The sequence below is a fragment of the Shinella sp. SUS2 genome (assembly GCF_001262505.1).
In the GTDB taxonomy this organism is placed as follows: Bacteria; Pseudomonadota; Alphaproteobacteria; order Rhizobiales; family Rhizobiaceae; genus Shinella.
The window spans coordinates 162,368-178,805 of the sequence record NZ_KQ410723.1 but is presented as its reverse complement, the minus strand read 5'-3'; the positions used below and the strand labels follow the sequence as shown (position 1 = coordinate 178,805).

Sequence of the window (16,438 nt, the reverse complement as noted above, 5' to 3'; positions counted from 1 at the left end):
GTCGCCTCTGTTCGGGCAGGCACGGCCTTAGGCCGAGAGACGTGCGCGGCCGCGGGCGCGACGTGCGGACAGGACCTTGCGGCCGCCCTTCGTTGCCATGCGGGCGCGGAAACCGTGACGACGCTTGCGAACAAGCTTGGAGGGTTGGTAGGTACGCTTCGACATTTATTTAATACCGCGGTGTGCGGCCCTTCTTGGGTTTGCGTTACGCAAGGAGCGTTGAAGTCCGGCATAGGATTGCCCTCGCGGGAAGCCATGCTTTCCGGACGTGCGCGGCTTATAGGGGCAAAAACGGTCGAAAGTCAATTGCGCAGTCGCTGGTGCGCGCGGCTGTCACAATCGTTAACGGAATAGCACTCAAAAGTTGCATGTAAATTGTGCTTTGTCATGTTTTTGTCACGTTACGTGAGGTAATTCCCCCCGGATTTCCCGGTTTCCTCTCTTGCATCAATGCATTAGCGGTTGTGAATACGCTCAATATTTGGGCGGTTGTATCAAAGTCTAATTAACCTTTAGCGTTTACCGTCCTTCGCGAAGGTGAGGTGGGTCGTGCCCTCTTGCCACCCACCGTTCTTTGGAGTGCGAACGTGAAGATACGCGGCAAGATCTATCTCATTGTGGGCTTGATGGGCCTCATCTCCGTCCTCATCGGCGGCATTGCCGTCCATGTGGTCTCGGAATACAGCAACAAGCTCCATGAATACGAGAATGCCGCAGACCGCGCCTTCCTCGGCGAGCACCTGAACCGGCAGGTCACTGCCGTCGTCATGGAAGCTCGCGGCATCTATGCCTCCAAGGACACCGACGGCGCCAAGAAATTTGCCGAAGGCATCGCCAAGGAACTCGACGGCATCGACAAGACGCTGAACGAATGGCGCCCGATCGTGCCGGAGACGCAGAAGGCCGCCTTTGACGCCGTCGTGGCGCGTGCAGCCGAATTCCGCACCTTCCGCATGGAAACGGCGAGCCTCGGCACAACGGTCTCGATCGTCGCGGCCAACGAACAGGGCAACAACGAGCTCAACCGTGCGAACCGCAAGGCCTTCCAGAAGGAGATCGACGCCGTCGTCCAGACGGACAACGAGAACCTCACCGCCATCAAGGCTGAGATCGCTGCCTTTGAAACTCTCATGCTGACTCTGGTGCTCGGCACTGTCGGCGTCGGCCTTGCTCTCGGTGGCGGTGTTGCCTTCTATATCGCGACCAACGAACTCAGCCGTCCGATCCAGAAGGTGACGGAGACGATGAACCGCCTTGCCGGCGGCGATCTCGACACGGAAGTGCCCTATGCCGGCCGCAAGGACGAGATCGGCGAAATGGCCGCAGCCGTCGCCATCTTCCGCCAGAACGCCATCACCGTGCGCGATCTCAACGCCCAGGAAGAGATCCTGCGCGAGAAGAGCGCCGACCTGCAGTCCTCGATCGCCACCGTCGTGCATGCCGCAGCGGCGGGCGATTTCTCCTCGCGCATCAGCAAGGACTACCAGAACGACGACCTCAACCGCTTTGCCCGCAGCGTCAACGAGCTGGTCGCCGGCGTGGAGGAGGGGATTGCCGAAACCCGCCGCGTCATCGGCGCGCTTGCCGAGGGTGACCTGACGCAGACCATGGACGGTTCCTTCCGCGGCGCCTTTGCCGAGTTGCAGCAGAACGTCAACGCCACGCTGGCCACCCTGCAGCGCACCATGCGCGAGGTGCGTGCCTCGACGGATGCGATCAACGCCAATTCCGGCGAGCTGCGCACGGCTTCCGACGATCTTTCCAAGCGCACCGAGCAGCAGGCCGCCGCGCTCGAGGAAACCTCCGCTGCCCTCGAAGAGATCACTGCTGCCGTCAAGAATTCGACGGAACGGGCGAACGAGGCGACATCGATGGTTGGCGAGGCGACGCAGAGCGCCAAGCAGTCGGGCGATATCGTGCGCAATGCCATCGGCGCGATGAGCCGCATCGAGCAGGCCTCGAACGAGATCAGCCAGATCATTTCCGTCATCGACGAGATCGCCTTCCAGACCAACCTTCTCGCGCTGAATGCCGGCGTCGAAGCTGCGCGTGCCGGCGAGGCGGGCAAGGGCTTCGCCGTCGTCGCGCAGGAAGTGCGCGAGCTTGCCCAACGTGCCGCCAGCGCCGCCAAGGACATCAAGGGCCTCATCACCAAGTCGGGCGACGAAGTGTCCGTTGGCGTCAAGTATGTGCAGGAGACGGGGGCGGCCCTCTCAGATATCGAAAGCCGCGTCGTCACCATCAACGACCGCATCCACGCGATCGCCACCGCCGCCCGCGAGCAGGCGACGGGCCTCCAGGAAATCAGCACCGCCATCAACCAGATGGATCAGGTCACTCAGCACAATGCCGCAATGGTCGAGGAAACCTCGGCTGCGACGCACAAGCTGAAGGGCGAAGCCGACAGCCTGGCCGACCTCGTTGCCCGCTTCCGCACGGGGGATGCCGTGCAGCGTGTGGCGGCCGTGCGCGCCGAGACCCGACCGGTCGAATCGCCCGCCCGCCGCATGATGGGCAATGTCGCCCGCGCCTTCGGTGGCAATCGCGGCGGCGCAGCGGCAGCGGTCGCACAGGAGAACTGGGAGGAGTTCTGATCGGTCATTCCCGGCGCGTTCGGGAGCGCTGCGGCATTTCGTAGCCGGATTCAGCCTTTCAACGCGGCGATCGCAGGATCGCCGCGTTTTTGTCGTTTCCGCGGCAACGTTGGAAAATTTGCCGCAATCTCCTATGATTGGCTGAAATACGTCGTCGACCTTCGGTCACGATGCGTTTGCCGCGCCGCGGCCTGCCTGGGAGTTGAAACATGGTGGACAGAGACGGGACACCGTCCTTGACCGAGAAGCCGGTGCCGGCAGTCGGCTTTCTGTCCGGTCTGTCGGGGCGGCTCCTCCTGGTCACGGCCATCTTCGTCCTGATCGCGGAAGTGCTGATCTTCGTGCCGTCGGTCGCCAACATGCGTCTTCAATGGCTGCGCGACCGCCTGAATACGGCCGCCGCCGCGAGCGTCGTCATCGAGGGCCTGCCGGATCACGAGCTGCCGCGCCCCGTGCAGGAAGAGGCGTTGATGGCGACCGGCACCAAGGCGATCATCCTGAGGCGCCAGGATGCCTCACGCATGGTTGCCGCCGTCGACATGCCGCCGAGCATCGACGCGCAATACGACCTCTCCGACGTCTCGACGCTCGCATCCGTCTATGATGCCTTTGAGACGCTGCTTTTCGGCGGCGAGCGCGTCATCCGCGTTTTCGGTCCGGTTGGGGAAACCAGCACGCGTATCGAACTCCTGCTTGATGAGCGGGCATTGCGCCGCGCCATGCTCGGGCATGCCCGCAATGTCCTGACCCTGTCGATGATCATCTCGCTGGTTACCGCAAGCCCCATCTTCTTCGCGCTCAATCGGCTGCTGATCCGCCCGATCCGCCGCATGACCGCGAACATCCAGGAGTTCGCCGCCGATCCCTCGAACCCGGCGCGTGTGCTGGAACCCTCCGGCGGTCGCGACGAGATCGCCGTTGCGGGCATCCATCTCGCGGCCATGCAGCAGACGCTGCAACGCACGCTGAAGGAGCAGAAGAACCTCGCCGATCTCGGTCTCGCCGTGTCGAAGATCAACCACGACATGCGCAACATCCTCTCCTCGGCCCAGCTGATGTCCGACCGTCTGTCCGATGTCGACGACCCCGTGGTCAAGCGCGTGGCGCCGAAGCTTCTGCGCAGCATCGACCGGGCGGTGGGCTATACCAACGAGGTGCTCTCCTATGGCCGCATGCGCGAGCCGGAACCGCGCCGCCGCTTCGTCGCGCTGCGCCCGCTGGTGCAGGAGGTTTCCGAAGTGCTGGCGCTCGATTCGCGCAGTGACATCGATTTCGTGGCGCAGGTCGAGCCGGGCCTCCAGGTCGACGCCGACAGCGAGCAGCTCTTCCGCGTCATCCACAATCTGTGCCGCAACGCCGTCGAGGCGCTGTCGCAGGACAGCGGCGCAGAGCGGCGCACCGTGCTTGTCACAGGTCTGCGCACCGGAAGCGTCGTGTCCATCGCCATCGACGACAACGGCCCCGGCATGCCCGCAAAGGCCCGAGACAACCTCTTTGCCGCCTTCCGCGGCTCCGTGCGTTCAGGGGGCACGGGTCTTGGCCTTGCGATCGCCCGCGAGCTGGTGCTCGCCCATGGGGGGACGATCGCGCTGGTCGAAAAGCAGACGCCCGGCACGCTGTTCCGCATCGAACTGCCGGATCGTCCCGTCCCCCTCGATGCGTTCCGCCACCGCGCCTCATAATCCGGGGTTTTGCCGGTGCTGTGTGACGGGCCGATGAAAAAAGTACATTTTTTCTGCGAAAGACGCTTGCAATAGGCCGGAGGACCCTTTAGAGACCGCCTCGCAGCCGGGCAATACACCCGCAACTGCCAGCGCACCCGTAGCTCAGCTGGATAGAGCACCAGACTACGAATCTGGGGGTCAGGAGTTCGAATCTCTTCGGGTGCGCCATTCTTTTCCAAAAATCTAGATTAAGATGAAGTCTCCGCGGTTTGCAGGGCCATGTGGCTTGATGCTGTAAACTGGCACGGCGAACGAGGTTTTGTCGCGCCGCAGCCGAACGCCCGACATCACCCATGGCACTATGGTCGCGTTACGGCGGCAGGCCGATTTCGACCAGGTTGCTGCTGATTTTCCCGGCAGCGCGGAGATAAGCGTCGCTTGCATTGTCCTTGCGCAGGGCGATGTTGGTGGCCGTCGTTCCCGGTCGTAGCGCCAGTCCCTTCGCGAGCGCTTCCTTGGCCTCGGAATCCCGGCCAAGACGGTGGTAGGCGACGGCGAGAAGCATGTGAGCCCGCCCCGAGGCGGGTGTGATCGCGATCGAACGCCGCAGCCAGCCGAGCGCCTCCTCATTGCGGTCCTGGACGATGCAGACGAGGCCCGCGCCCAGAAGCCACGTCCAGCGGGAAACATCCGGCGTGTCGAAGCCGTCTGCCTCCAGGAAGGTCGCGAACGCATCCTCGAAACGGCCGAGCTGAAGTTGCGTCAGGCCGAGCTGAAAAAGGGCGGCGCCATCCCAGGGATTGAGCGAGAGGGTCTTGGTGCAGGTGACAAGGCGTTCGGCGAACTGGTTCGTCGCCGTCAGGAACCGGCAATAGGCGCCCATGGCCGATCCGGAAAGCGGCTGCGCCGCCACGGCCTGTTTAAGCAGCTTGCGTGCGTCATTCTCCGCTGCGTTGATCTGCACAGGGCTGTACCAGGTCATCTGGATGCCGCGCAGATGCAGCGTCGCCAGTGCAACCTGCAGGTCGATATTGTCCGGATCGCCGGCGAGATACGTCTCGAGTATCGTGCGCGCCGTTGCAAAGCGCTCCTTCGTCGTCTGGTTGATCGATGCGGCCGCCTGCTGGATCGCGATATCGGCCGTGCTGCTCCCGGGTGTAGGGCTGTCCTCACGCAGCCTTCCCAGCTTCAGGGCCAGCGTATATCCCACGCTGGCGGCAAGCCGGGATTGCACCCGTTGCGCATCGGGTTGCTGTGCATCGACCTTGGCCTCGACAACCGACAGGACCTCGCGGCTCGCCGTATCGATCAAGCGGGTCTGAAGAATCCAGGATTGGGCGCTCTTGCGCAGCTCGCCCTGGACCAGATGGGTCGGGGCGGTCCTGGCTGCTGTTGCCTGTCCCGCCGAGGCAATGAGCTGGAGGCCGTCGATGCGGGAGAGGCCGGCGATCAGCTGCGCCGACACACCGCGCGCGAGGGCTGCCTCGCGCGGCTCGGCCGTCGTATCGACGAACGACATGACCTCGACCACCGGGGCTGATCGATCGGAAAAAAGGCCGGATTTCACGATGGCAAAAGCCCCGAGCAGCAGGGCGGCGGTGGCGCCCCCTGCAATCATGCGTGCCGTGGTCCTGCGTGTCCGGAGAAACCGGGAGGATACGCCGGAGGCCTCGATCGGCAAGGCCTGGATGGCCGGCTTGGCGTCGGTCGCGGTGGAGACATCGACCGCGAACAGATACCCGCGGCCCGATACGAGCTTGACCATTTGCCGCTCGTGATCGCCAAGCGCAGCGCGAATTTCGCGAATGCATTGGAAGAGGCTGTCTTCCCCGACATGAACGCCGGGCCAGACCGTGTCCAGCAGGACCCGCTTGGGAAGAAGCTGGTGGCTGTTGGCTACGAGCAGCCGCAGGAGCTCGAAGGCCTTCGGGCGCAGCCGGATGACAGCGCCGTCTGGACCACGCAACTCGGCGCGGTCCGGATCCAGAGCGAATCCCGAAAAAAACAACACCGGCTCCTCACGATCCCCAGTCGCGGTCCGGCGCAAAATAGAGAAGCGCCGGTGCCGCCGTCAACCGGTGGATGCTTCCGCCTGTCTGCTTGCCTGGGATTTGCATGCGTGGCGCCATCGGCCCCGTTTCAGAAAAAATCAGAAAATTTCAGAACTGCGCCCCCGCGCCGTCAGGACATTCGCACGGCTTGAGACCTATCACACCGTGAAGGCCGGAAGCCGAAGCGCCATGCGGGGGCCCGGGGAGACGTGATGCCAAGCCGTTTGATGAGAGAAAACGATGAGCGGCCGGCTGTCCCGGCGGCAGGCCCACTTCGGTCTGCTCGGGCGGGAAGGCGGTCCACCATGCCGGTCCCCCTGGAGGTATCAGATATTTGCCTGCAGCCAGCAGTGCAGCAAGCGGGTTCCGCAGATAGGCTGATCGCGGAGCGGGCGTTCCCGCTGGCTCTCCGCTTCATGGCGCGGGGGTTCCTTACCGCGCACGAGGCTGCGCCGCGTACGGCCGCGCTCTTCGCCACCCAGCAACGGTGGCTGCTCTGCCATGCGGGCCTGGCGCAGTATTTCCTGGCGGCCCGGTGCGGCGGTGCGGGGCTCACGCGGCGTGGCCTCGGCCTCCTGGCGCGCCAGCACGGCATTGCCAGCCGCAACACCGCCTACGCCTTTTTTCGACGAGGCGCTGAAATACGAAGTTGTTCTCCCGGTGGGCATGGGAGAAGAGGTCGTCCCGTCCGCCCTGACCCTGTCGATCCTGACGCAGTGGTATGGCCTGCATCTTCATGTCTTCGATCTTATCGATGGCCGATGCCGGAGCGCGCGCTTCCTGGCCGAACCCGAGCGGCTGTTGACGCATCTTGCGCCACGCGTCGGCATGACCCTGGTTTCGGACACTGATCTCTACAGGCCCGGCCCGTTCTACACCATCTTCACCTGGGCCGATGCGGGAGGGTTGCTGATGGACCGGTTCATCGCCGGTCTCGAAGAGGGGGCGGTTCCGGAGGCGGGAAACATGCTGACGGACGTGAGCACCATCTCTTCCCTCGCGGAAGCCTTCGGTCTTTCGCGTGCCCATACCAGCCGGCAGGAGATCGCTAGCGTTTCGACCCGCTCTCGCATGGCGGCCGCCTCCCGCCGTAACAGAATGAAGTCGGTTGCCTTGAGGTTGATTGTTCCGTCGAGCAGGATCGAGAAATCAGCATCCCCATCCCCATCCCATCGCCGTCGAGATCGCTGAGGACCCTCGTCTTGCCGCCCTTGATCTCGTAGCGCAGTTCCCCGGCCTTGCCGGTGAAGCCCCCTTTCCGAGGAAGGTGAAGAACGGGTCTTCCCCGTTGCCGTTGTCGAGACCGATCCTGCCGAGGTCGATCTTGTCGCCTCCCTTCTGGCTGAAGTCGGTGATCGTGTCCCGTATCCTGGCATTGGTGCCGGAATCGCTCTTGGCGGTGAACAGGAACACATCCGCCCCTTGCCGCCGGCCAGCACATCGCGGCCCGCGCCGGCAAGGATATCGGCGCCCTGGCCGCCGAACAGCCTGTCCGTCCCCTCTCCACCGCCCATCGTGTCACGGCCCCTGCCGCCGGAGAGGCTGTCGGAACCCTTGCCGTCATAGGCCTGGTCGTTTCCATCGCCGCCACTCAGGCTGTCATTGCCCTCGCCGCCACACATCGTATCATTGCCGTTCATCGATCCGTCGATCCAGGTTTCACCGCCCTTGCGCGTTCCGGTTGCATTGAAGGCCTGCTGGTAAACTTCAGTCCGCCCAGTGGACGTGTTCTCGGACGACCAGGTAGCGACCCAGCCGCCGTCGCTGAGGCCGGTAACAGATGAGGCCCTCTCCAGAAAATCCAACTGCGTGTTTACACGCGTGATCGTGCCTCCGACCATTGCCATGAAAGCGCTCCTTGCCTGTCAATTTTTGAACAAGGTCCCTGCCCGTATCGCGGTCTCGGGTCCCGTCGTCCGGCGGCCGAATGGCCGCTCATCCCGGGTAGGCTGGAGCACGGACCTCCCGTGGTCTCCGTCCATTTTTGATCTGGGTACGATTGATTGTCGCCAGCAAGTCCATGCTCGGTCACCGGCAGGCGACGTGACCGATATGCCACGCCTTGCCGCCGTACGCCCTGCAGGGTGCTTGCCGCTCTTCAAAACCGCGCGCCGCTCGGCTAAGCAGGTGAAAGCGGTGCTGCCTGCACCGGCGAAACCAGAAAGCGGAAGGAAGCGGGGCATGATGAACCGCGAAATGCCGCGCGTATTGCGTCGCGTGATCTTCGCCGGACTGCTTGCCCTTGCGGGCTGCGCCGGCCGGCCGGAAGGTGTGCTCGTGCCGAGCGGCGAAGCGCCGGCGGGTGTCTCGACGGTCGATCTCCTCGTCGCCACCACGCGCGCGCCCTCGCACCAGCCGGGCGTGCTGTTCTCCGGCGAGCGCGGCTCCGAACTCGTGATGCGCGACATCAGGGTTTCCATTCCGCCGGATGACAAGCGCAAGGTCGGCCAGGTGCAATGGCCGGAAAAGCTGCCGGCCAATCCGCAAAAGGATTTTTCGACTGTCAGCGTGACGCCGGTCGACAGTGCCCAGAAGAGCCGTGCCTGGCTTGACGGGCACCTGCCGAAGAGCCGGCGCGTGCTCGTCTTCGTACACGGCTTCAACAATCGCTATGAGGATGCCGTTTATCGCTTCGCGCAGATCGTGCACGATTCGAAGACCGATGCCGCGCCCGTGATCTTCACCTGGCCCTCGCGCGCCAGCATTTTCGATTATTCCTACGACAAGGAAAGCACCAACTACTCACGTGACGCGCTGGAGGAACTGCTGCGCGCTGCGGTCAACTCGCCCGAGGTCGGCGAGATCACCATCATGGCGCATTCCATGGGCACCTGGCTTGCGGTGGAGACGCTGCGCCAGATGGCGATCCGCGACGGCCGCGTTCCGAAAAAGATCCAGCAGGTGATCCTTGCCTCGCCCGATCTTGATGTGGACGTCTTCGGCCAGCAGTTGCGCGCCATCGGCAAGGAGCGTCCGCAATTCACGCTGTTCGTCTCGCAAGATGATCGGGCACTGACGCTCTCGCGGCGCATTTCCGGCAATGTCGACCGGCTCGGCCAGATCGACCCCTCGCAGGAACCCTATCGCAGCATGCTGGAAAAGCAGGGCATCATCGTGCTCGACCTGACGGCGCTGAAATCGGGTGACAGCCTCAACCATGGAAAATTTGCCGAAAGCCCGGAAGTGGTGCGGCTGATCGGCAACCGCTTGATCGCCGGCCAGACCGTCACGGATTCCGAGGTCGGTCTCGGCGACCGGCTCGGTGCGGTGGCGCTCGGCACCGCCCAGACGGTGGGCAGCGTCGCCAGCATCGCCGTCTCCACGCCCATCGCGGTCTTCGATCCGGTGACGCGCAAGAACTACAACGACCAGTGGCTGCGCTTCGGCCAATCCGTGGAAGACACTGCGGTGACGGCGACCGGGCAATGAAAAGGCGGCTCTCGCAGGAGCCGCCCTCGCTTCGCAAATCCCGTGGGGTCAGCGGACCCAGATGACCTCACGGGTATTGCGGTCGACCAGAACCGGACGTTGATCGATATAGATGTAACCGTAGCTCGGGCTCTCAGGCACCTCGACGATCTCAACCGTATCCGGGATGAGCGCACCGGCCTCCACCGGGCCTTCCAGCACGACGGGCTCCAGCGGATGGCGCTCGACATAGGTGATCGCCGCTTCCGGAATGTCGGCGGAGATGCTGGCTGTCGTTTCGACCTCCGGTGCATAGATCACCTGGCGGCTATCGGTTCGCACGATCACCGGGCGATTGTCGATATAGACATAGGCAAGGTCCGGGTGCTCGGGGATCGGCGTCAGCGTGACGGTGTCGTCAAAACGCGTGTCCGACGTCACCTGACCTTCCAGAATGACGGGCGGTGTCGGGTTTTCCAGCACGTAGACACGGGCATCGTCCGGTACGGCGGCTTCCGCGCCGATGGCAACGCCCACGGCACCACCGACAATGGCGCCAACCGGGCCGCCGACGACGGCGCCGGCGGCCGCGCCCGCTGCGCCGCCGGCCGCACCGCCGAGGACTTCCTTGTCGCCGTCATCTGCATGGGCCGCGGTGGCGCCGATGAGCGCCAGTGCGGCGCCGGCCATCAGAAATTTACGCATGTCATTCTCCTTCGAATGTGGTTTTCCCACCCCTTCGGCAGAGACAACGTCACTTTCTGTCTTCGGTTCCGTGCAGGACGCGGCGGCGCATCACGATGTGTAACGCGCGTTAACCTCTCCCTCAGGCAATTTCCGAATCGCGCCGTGCGATTTCGTAGTCCTCGTTGTGTACCTGCAGGCCGTCTTCCGTGACGACGACGATGCCATAGGCCGCGGGCTCGTCGACCGAGAGCGACGCGTTCGGCGCGTCAAAGGGCATCGGCTGCTGGTGCACGGGGCTCTTGAGGATCGAAAAAGGAATGCCGCGGTGCGAGCCACCGATCGTACGGTGCACGTGGCCGGCGAAGATGTGGCGCACATTGCCGTGTTTCAGCACGATTTCGTAGAAGGCGCCCTCGTTGGAAAGCCGGATTGCGTCCATCCCGGTAAAGCCGGTCTTGTGCGGCGGGTGGTGCATGAAGAGGAGGACGGGACGTCCGCCGGCACCGGAAAGCGTATTGTCGAGCCAGGTCAGGCGCGTTTCGCAGAGATAGCCGGCATGGCTGCGCGGATAATCGTAGGGTGGGGCGAAAAGCGTATCGAGCAGCACCACGCGGCAGTCGTCGAAATCGATCACCTGCTGCACAAAGCCATTCTCGTCCGGCTTCACATAGGAGAAGCTTTCGAGAAAGCGCTCGCGATAATCGTGGTTGCCGATGGTGATGGCGGCCGGCGGCACGAGCAGTGACAGGAGATCGCGCAGGCGCTCGTAGGATTGCGTGTCCGCGCGGTGCGTCAAATCGCCGGTAAAGATAACCCGGTCGGCATCGGCATGGTAGCGGTTGACGTGTTCGATGCCGGTGAGCAGGCGCTTGTAGGGATCGAGGCCGATAATGGTCGACCCCTCGGGCACCATATGCAGGTCGGTAAAGACGATGAGCTTGGTCATGAAGAGGTCTCGCAGCAGGGATGATATCCGGCGATTGCCGGATGCCCTTTCGTAGCGTGTGAACCTGTCGCGTGAAAAGCTGTTGGAATGCACGGCAATCTGATATATCAGAGAGTAAAAAAGGGCCGAGCCTGGCCGAGACGGAGCAGACCGACATGAGATGGAAGCGCACGATCCAGTTGCTGGATGTTCATTGCGAAGGCGAAATCGGCAAGGTGGCGATCGGCGGCGTGCCGAAAATCCCCGGCAACACGATCGCCGAGCAGCTGAACCACATCAACACGGTTGACGACAGCCTGCGTCGTTTCCTCTGCCTGGAACCGCGCGCGGCGGCGACCGGCTCGGTAAACCTTCTGGTTCCCGCCAAGCGTCCGGAGGCAGATGCAGGCTTCATCATCCTCCAGGCCGACCAGGCGCATGCCTCCTCGGGCTCCAACTCGATCTGTGTCACCACGGCGCTTCTGGAATCCGGCATTGTCGAGATGAAGGAGCCGGAGACGGTGGTGGTGCTCGATACGGCCGCCGGTCTCGTCAAGGCCACGGCGACCTGCCGCGACGGGCGCTGCGAGAAGGTCAAGCTCACCATGGTGCCGTCCTTCGTGGAGGCGCTGGACGTGGAGATCGACACGCCGCACTGGGGCCGCGTGCGCTTCGACATCTCCTATGGCGGAATTTTCTATGCGCTGGTCGATGTCGACCAGATCGGCACGAAGATCGAGAAGGGCAATGCCCGCGCACTGGTCGATGCCGGCATGGCGCTGAAGGATCTGATCAACAAATCGATGACGGTCGTGCATCCCGAGATCCCCGAGATCAACGGCGTCGCCTATGTCATGTTCCGCGATCGTGATCCGGATGGACTGGTGCGCACCGCGACAACCATGTGGCCCGGCCGCGTCGATCGCTCGCCCTGCGGCACGGGCAATTCCGCCAATCTTGCGGTCCTGCATGCCCGCGGTCTCGCCAAGGTCGGCGATACGTTCCGCTCGCGCTCGATCATCGGCTCCGAATTCGAGGTGGGGCTGGCGGCAGAAACCGTCGTTGCCGGCCGCACGGCGATCATCCCCACCATCACCGGCCGCGGCTGGACCTTCGGCCTGCACCAGATCGCGCTCGATCCGACCGATCCGCTCGCCAACGGTTTTGCCATGACGGACACCTGGGGTCCGCAGGCCGGCGAGATCGTCTGACCTCGCCGTTTACTTCGCGGCGTAGTGTTTTTCGATGGCGCCGAGGGTGATCGGGTCGATCTCGGCATTCTCGGCGCCGGCGATCAGCTTGCGCTCGGCGAGCACCTGCTTGATGGCGAGGCGGGCGTCGGCGCTGAGCTGTTCTGGTGTATCGCGCAGGATGATTTCCAGATCGACGTCGCGCATCTCGAAGGCCGCGACGAGGCTGTTCACCGCCTGCTCGACATTCTTGACGATGCCCTTGCCGCTTTGCTGCATCAGGCCGAATTTCAAGTTGCCGTAGCTGTCGCCAAGGTCGGCGGCCTGCTTGAAATAGCCGGCGGCGGATGCAAGATCCTGCGAAACGCCTTCGCCGGATTCCAGCATCAGGCCGAGATTGATCATGGCGTCGACGACGCCTTTTTCGGCGGCGAGGCGATAGAAGGCTGCAGCGCGTGCGTTGTCTTCGGCAATCAGGCTGCCGTCGTCGAAGAGCACGCCGAGATTGAAGGCGGCGGTCTCGTCGCCATTTGCCGCCGCCTTGTCGAACCAGCGCGCGGCTTCCTCGCCGTTGATGTCGGTGCCGATGCCGTCGCGATAGGCGACGCCGAGATTGTAGGCGCCGAGCATGTCGCCCATTTCGGCGGCCTTCTTGTAATGATTGAACTCGGCAACGGGATCGCCGCGCTTGCCGAGCATCGCGCCGTAATTGACCATCGCCACGGTATGGCCGAGCGCGGCGGCCTCCGCATAGAGCTTCATGGCGTCGAGATCCTGGCCGGCGCGCTCCAGCGCGCGGCCGAGCTGGAAGGCCATGCGAGCGCCGCCGCCGGCATTATAGGCTTCGCGGCAGGCCGACAGCGCCGTGCCGATCCGGATGTCCTCACGGGCAACCGGCGCGAAGGCCGTGTTGCGCGTCATATCGTACTGGCTGCCGGCCGCCGCGTCGCACTGGGCTTCGATCGTGCTGGCCGACGCGCCGCCGGCGACGCCGGACAGAAGGACCGCGAAGAAAAGGGCGCGGCCAGCCGTCTTCATTCCATTGGATCGCATGAACATGATCCGTCTCCCTTCGTTGATGACCGCACCATAGAGGTCTGGCAAACCAAGGCTGTTTCCGCGGGAACAGAAAGCTGGAAGAGAGCGGAGCATAAGAATTGCAGGCGAGGTACATCCACCGCGCCCGCAAAATTCCGGTAGGACACCTTGCGGATTTGCCTTGGAAACTGCGTATAGAGAAGAGGGAGAGCATTTTCGCAGCCGGAAGGCGCAGCGGATGCTCAGGTTCAATTCCATGCCGCCGGGTTCGGCTGCGCGTGAAAGGCACGTCAATGGAAGCGCTCAAGGTTTTTCGTCCGGTCCGTCTCAGCCGCCGGCTCTTCATGGCCGGGGGCGCGCTCGCGCTGACGGGCATCGGTATCCGCGCTACCCAGGCGAACGCCGTGATCGGCAAGGCGGTGGAGATCTCCGGCGAGGTCAACCGCAAGCAGGCAAACCTGCTGGAGGGTCTGAAGGCTGGCGCGAGCCTGATGGATCATGATTTCGTGACGACCGGCAAGAAGAGCTTTGCCGCGCTGGAGCTCGGCGAGGATACCAATCTTCTGCTCGGCAGCGAGACGGAGCTCCTGATCGACACCTTTATCGCCGGGCAGGGCGGCACGATCGAGCTCGGCACGGGGCAGATGATTTTCGACCGGCCGGAGGGCCTCGCCAAGATCGACCTTACCGTGCGCACCGCCTTCGGCATGATCGGCGTGCGCGGCACGAAGTTTTTCGCCGGTCCCAGCCGCGGTCCCTTCGCCGTGTTCGTCGAACACGGGCTCGTCGAGGTCTCCGGCGGCGGCGTCTCCAAGGAGGTCGGCCCCGGCCAAGGCGTCGAGATCGCTGCGCCGGGCGCAGCTCCCGGCGAGGTCACGCAATGGGGCGAGGCCCGCATCCGCGAGGCCTATGCGAGCGCCGGCGTCCGTTGATCGGGTATCGGGGAATGAGAGGGCTGCCGTTCTTCCCTTCTCCCCGAGGGGAGAAGGTGATAAGCGGCAACGGCGTGCCATCCCTTCTGCGCTAATCCAATGTAAACAGCGCCATCGTGCCGAAGCCGCGGATCTCGTGTTCGCCGATGGCGCGTAGCGTGCGGCTGGTTTCCCCGGCCGCGCGCGGGCCGACGCAGATCTGCGTTCCCAGGAACTTGTTGGCGTCCTGAAGTCGCGCGGCAAGGTTCACCGCATCGCCATGGGCGGTATAGTCGAGCTTGCCGCCGGCGCCGACCTCGCCCAGCACAGCCATGCCCGTCTCGACGCCGATGCGCGTACGCCCGAACTCCCGTTCGATAAAGAGGGGGCGGCGGCGCATCTCTTCGGTCAGGGCGCGGATCTCGTCGGCGCAGGCGAGCGCCTTGTCGACGTGGCGGTCAAGATCGTCGGGTGCGTTGAAGAGCGCGTGCACCGCGTCGCCCACCACCTTGTCCACCATGCCGCCATGCTGCGCGACGAGCGCGTTCACCTCGGAAAAATAGATGTCGAGCAGTTTGACGAGGTCGTGCGGGCCGATTTTTTGCGCCAGCGTCGAAAACCCTTCGATATCGGTGAAGAGTGCCGTCACCTGCCGTTCCTCGCCGGCAACGCGGCCGAGGTCGGGATTGTCGATGTAGCGCGCCACGACGGATTGCGGCAGGTATTGCGCAAAGCGCTGCCGTGCCGTTGCTTCGGCGCGGCGCACATGGGCAAATTGCAGAAGGCCGGTGACCAGCGCCGCAGTAGCGACGACAAGCGCAACCCCGATCGCATCGGAGAGCAGCGCCGTGCGGGCATAAAGCAGAACCGAGGCCGTGAAGACGAGGCCGACCAGCGCGACACCGGCAAGAGCGGCGAAGAGCGGGCGGAGCCGTGCCGCCGCGAAGGCTGCCGCCGCACCGGCGAGGAAGGCGACGCCCGCCTCGAACGGCAGGAGCCCGAGATCGCGCGTCGGAATGTGGTCGGTGAGGATGGCGTTCGCCACATCCGCATGGATCTGCACGGACGGCTCGAGCGGCATGGAGGCGCTGGTCCTCAGCCCCCCGAGATTGGGCAGGCTGCTGCCAATCAGGACGACCCTGCCGGCGATCTTGTCTGCCGGCACCGCACCGGCCACGACATCACCGGCGGAAAAGGTGCGCGCGCGGATCGTCTCCGCATCGCTCGCCACAAAACGCAGGCTGCCGTCCTCGTCGAGCCGCAGGATACGGGCATCGTGCCGCAGCCAGACGGGATTGCCGCCGAGAACCGGCGTGCGCGCACCGGCCGCAAGCCGCGCTGCCTCCACGCCGAGTGCCGGATAGGCGGCATTGCCGACGATCGCGTAGGCCTGCACGCGACGCACCACGGCGTCCTCGTCGCCGACGAGGAAGGCCGCTGCCGCCGCTGACGACTTGTCCTGCAGGAAGGCGCAGGAGCTTTCCGTGCCGTCGATGAACCAGAGGTCGGGCACCGCGACAGGCCGTTGCAGCGCAAGCGCCGGCACGGGATGCGGCGCCCCGTCGGGCGTCTCGCCGATGAGGAAGCCGAGGATGGTTGGCGCCTTGGCGATTGCGCTGGCGAGCGCGGCATTTGCCGGTTCTTCCGGGGCGCAATCGGTGCTGAAGATGAAGTCGAAAGCGATGGCGGCGGGTTTGGCGGCGGCGAGGCGGTCGATGAGATCGGCCGTCTCGGTGCGCGTCCAGTCGCGGTTCGGCGCGGACTGAAACGCCTTTCGGTCGATGTCGACGACGACGATCCGGTCGCTCCCCTCAGGGGGTACGCCTTGCGTCAGCGCGTCGAAATAGAATTCACGTTGCCGCTCCAGCGCCGTCTCGCCGAGCGAAAACAGCGCCAGCGCTCCGGCAAGGCTCGCGATGAGGCCGGCGAGAAGGGGGCGGTATCGCTTGGCGATCATGATCGGCCGTTCC

General features: G+C 64.2%; 13 protein-coding genes, 1 tRNA gene and 1 pseudogene. 7 read left to right on the top strand and 8 right to left on the bottom strand.

The window, feature by feature from the left end; translation table 11 throughout:
- Window positions 1–27 precede the first annotated feature (27 nt).
- Complete coding sequence (gene rpmH / locus AKG11_RS33570; RefSeq protein WP_037405882.1) at window positions 28–165, bottom strand: 50S ribosomal protein L34; 138 nt, start codon at window positions 163–165, stop codon at window positions 28–30.
- A 422-nt stretch (window positions 166–587) separates the two neighbouring features.
- Here rpmH and AKG11_RS00805 point away from each other — a divergent pair, with 422 nt between their 5' ends.
- The 3 genes from AKG11_RS00805 to AKG11_RS00795 all read left to right on the top strand — a co-directional run bounded on the left by AKG11_RS00805 (window position 588) and on the right by AKG11_RS00795 (window position 4,486).
- Window positions 588–2,594, top strand: a complete 2,007-nt coding sequence (locus AKG11_RS00805; protein WP_050742622.1) for a methyl-accepting chemotaxis protein — start codon at window positions 588–590, stop codon at window positions 2,592–2,594.
- Between the two features lie 236 nt (window positions 2,595–2,830).
- Window positions 2,831–4,276: a sensor histidine kinase gene (locus AKG11_RS00800; protein WP_245293358.1), complete on the top strand. Its 1,446-nt coding sequence runs from the start codon at window positions 2,831–2,833 to the stop codon at window positions 4,274–4,276.
- A 133-nt stretch (window positions 4,277–4,409) separates the two neighbouring features.
- Window positions 4,410–4,486 (top strand) — tRNA-Arg (locus AKG11_RS00795).
- A 142-nt stretch (window positions 4,487–4,628) separates the two neighbouring features.
- Here the strand turns inward: AKG11_RS00795 and AKG11_RS00790 are convergent.
- Entirely contained in the window at window positions 4,629–6,269 is a 1,641-nt protein-coding gene (locus tag AKG11_RS00790) for a winged helix-turn-helix domain-containing tetratricopeptide repeat protein (RefSeq protein WP_082342302.1), read from the bottom strand.
- A 541-nt stretch (window positions 6,270–6,810) separates the two neighbouring features.
- On the opposite strand from AKG11_RS00790, the gene AKG11_RS35335 reads away from it, so the two are divergent.
- Complete coding sequence (locus tag AKG11_RS35335) at window positions 6,811–7,500, top strand: hypothetical protein (protein WP_156334045.1); 690 nt, start codon at window positions 6,811–6,813, stop codon at window positions 7,498–7,500.
- Here AKG11_RS35335 and AKG11_RS35820 read toward each other — a convergent pair.
- Both AKG11_RS35820 and AKG11_RS35815 read right to left on the bottom strand, forming a co-directional pair.
- Complete coding sequence (locus AKG11_RS35820; RefSeq protein ID WP_371260013.1) at window positions 7,459–7,722, bottom strand: type I secretion C-terminal target domain-containing protein; 264 nt, start codon at window positions 7,720–7,722, stop codon at window positions 7,459–7,461. The genes AKG11_RS35335 and AKG11_RS35820 overlap by 42 nt on opposite strands.
- A gap of 17 nt (window positions 7,723–7,739) precedes the next feature.
- A pseudogene (locus tag AKG11_RS35815) lies at window positions 7,740–7,949 on the bottom strand (calcium-binding protein); the annotation flags it as partial.
- Window positions 7,950–8,490: 541 nt separating this feature from the next.
- Here AKG11_RS35815 and AKG11_RS00775 point away from each other — a divergent pair.
- On the top strand, window positions 8,491–9,738 hold the full coding sequence (locus AKG11_RS00775) for an alpha/beta hydrolase (RefSeq protein WP_023516031.1): 1,248 nt from the start codon (window positions 8,491–8,493) through the stop codon (window positions 9,736–9,738).
- Between the two features lie 48 nt (window positions 9,739–9,786).
- Here the strand turns inward: AKG11_RS00775 and AKG11_RS00770 are convergent, their stop codons facing one another.
- Window positions 9,787–10,422 carry a DUF1236 domain-containing protein gene (locus AKG11_RS00770; protein WP_050742617.1) on the bottom strand — a complete coding sequence of 212 codons (636 nt, stop codon included), beginning with the start codon at window positions 10,420–10,422 and terminating at the stop codon, window positions 9,787–9,789.
- Between the two features lie 121 nt (window positions 10,423–10,543).
- A complete protein-coding gene (locus tag AKG11_RS00765) occupies window positions 10,544–11,350 on the bottom strand; it encodes a 2', 3'cyclic nucleotide phosphodiesterase SpdA (protein ID WP_050742616.1) in 807 nt (268 codons plus the stop codon).
- Between the two features lie 155 nt (window positions 11,351–11,505).
- Between AKG11_RS00765 and AKG11_RS00760 the strand changes: the two genes are divergently transcribed.
- Window positions 11,506–12,540, top strand: coding sequence for a proline racemase family protein (locus AKG11_RS00760; RefSeq protein ID WP_023516362.1), 1,035 nt, complete (start codon window positions 11,506–11,508; stop codon window positions 12,538–12,540).
- Between the two features lie 9 nt (window positions 12,541–12,549).
- Here AKG11_RS00760 and AKG11_RS34315 read toward each other — a convergent pair whose 3' ends face one another.
- Window positions 12,550–13,578, bottom strand: coding sequence for a tetratricopeptide repeat protein (locus tag AKG11_RS34315; RefSeq protein ID WP_157255816.1), 1,029 nt, complete (start codon window positions 13,576–13,578; stop codon window positions 12,550–12,552).
- Between the two features lie 272 nt (window positions 13,579–13,850).
- On the opposite strand from AKG11_RS34315, the gene AKG11_RS00750 reads away from it, so the two are divergent.
- On the top strand, window positions 13,851–14,489 hold the full coding sequence (locus AKG11_RS00750; RefSeq protein ID WP_050742615.1) for a FecR family protein: 639 nt from the start codon (window positions 13,851–13,853) through the stop codon (window positions 14,487–14,489).
- Between the two features lie 91 nt (window positions 14,490–14,580).
- Here the strand turns inward: AKG11_RS00750 and AKG11_RS00745 are convergent, their stop codons facing one another.
- Window positions 14,581–16,422 (bottom strand): CHASE2 domain-containing protein, encoded by a 1,842-nt coding sequence (locus AKG11_RS00745; RefSeq protein WP_371260030.1) that lies wholly within the window; start codon window positions 16,420–16,422, stop codon window positions 14,581–14,583.
- Between the last annotated feature and the right edge of the window lie 16 nt (window positions 16,423–16,438).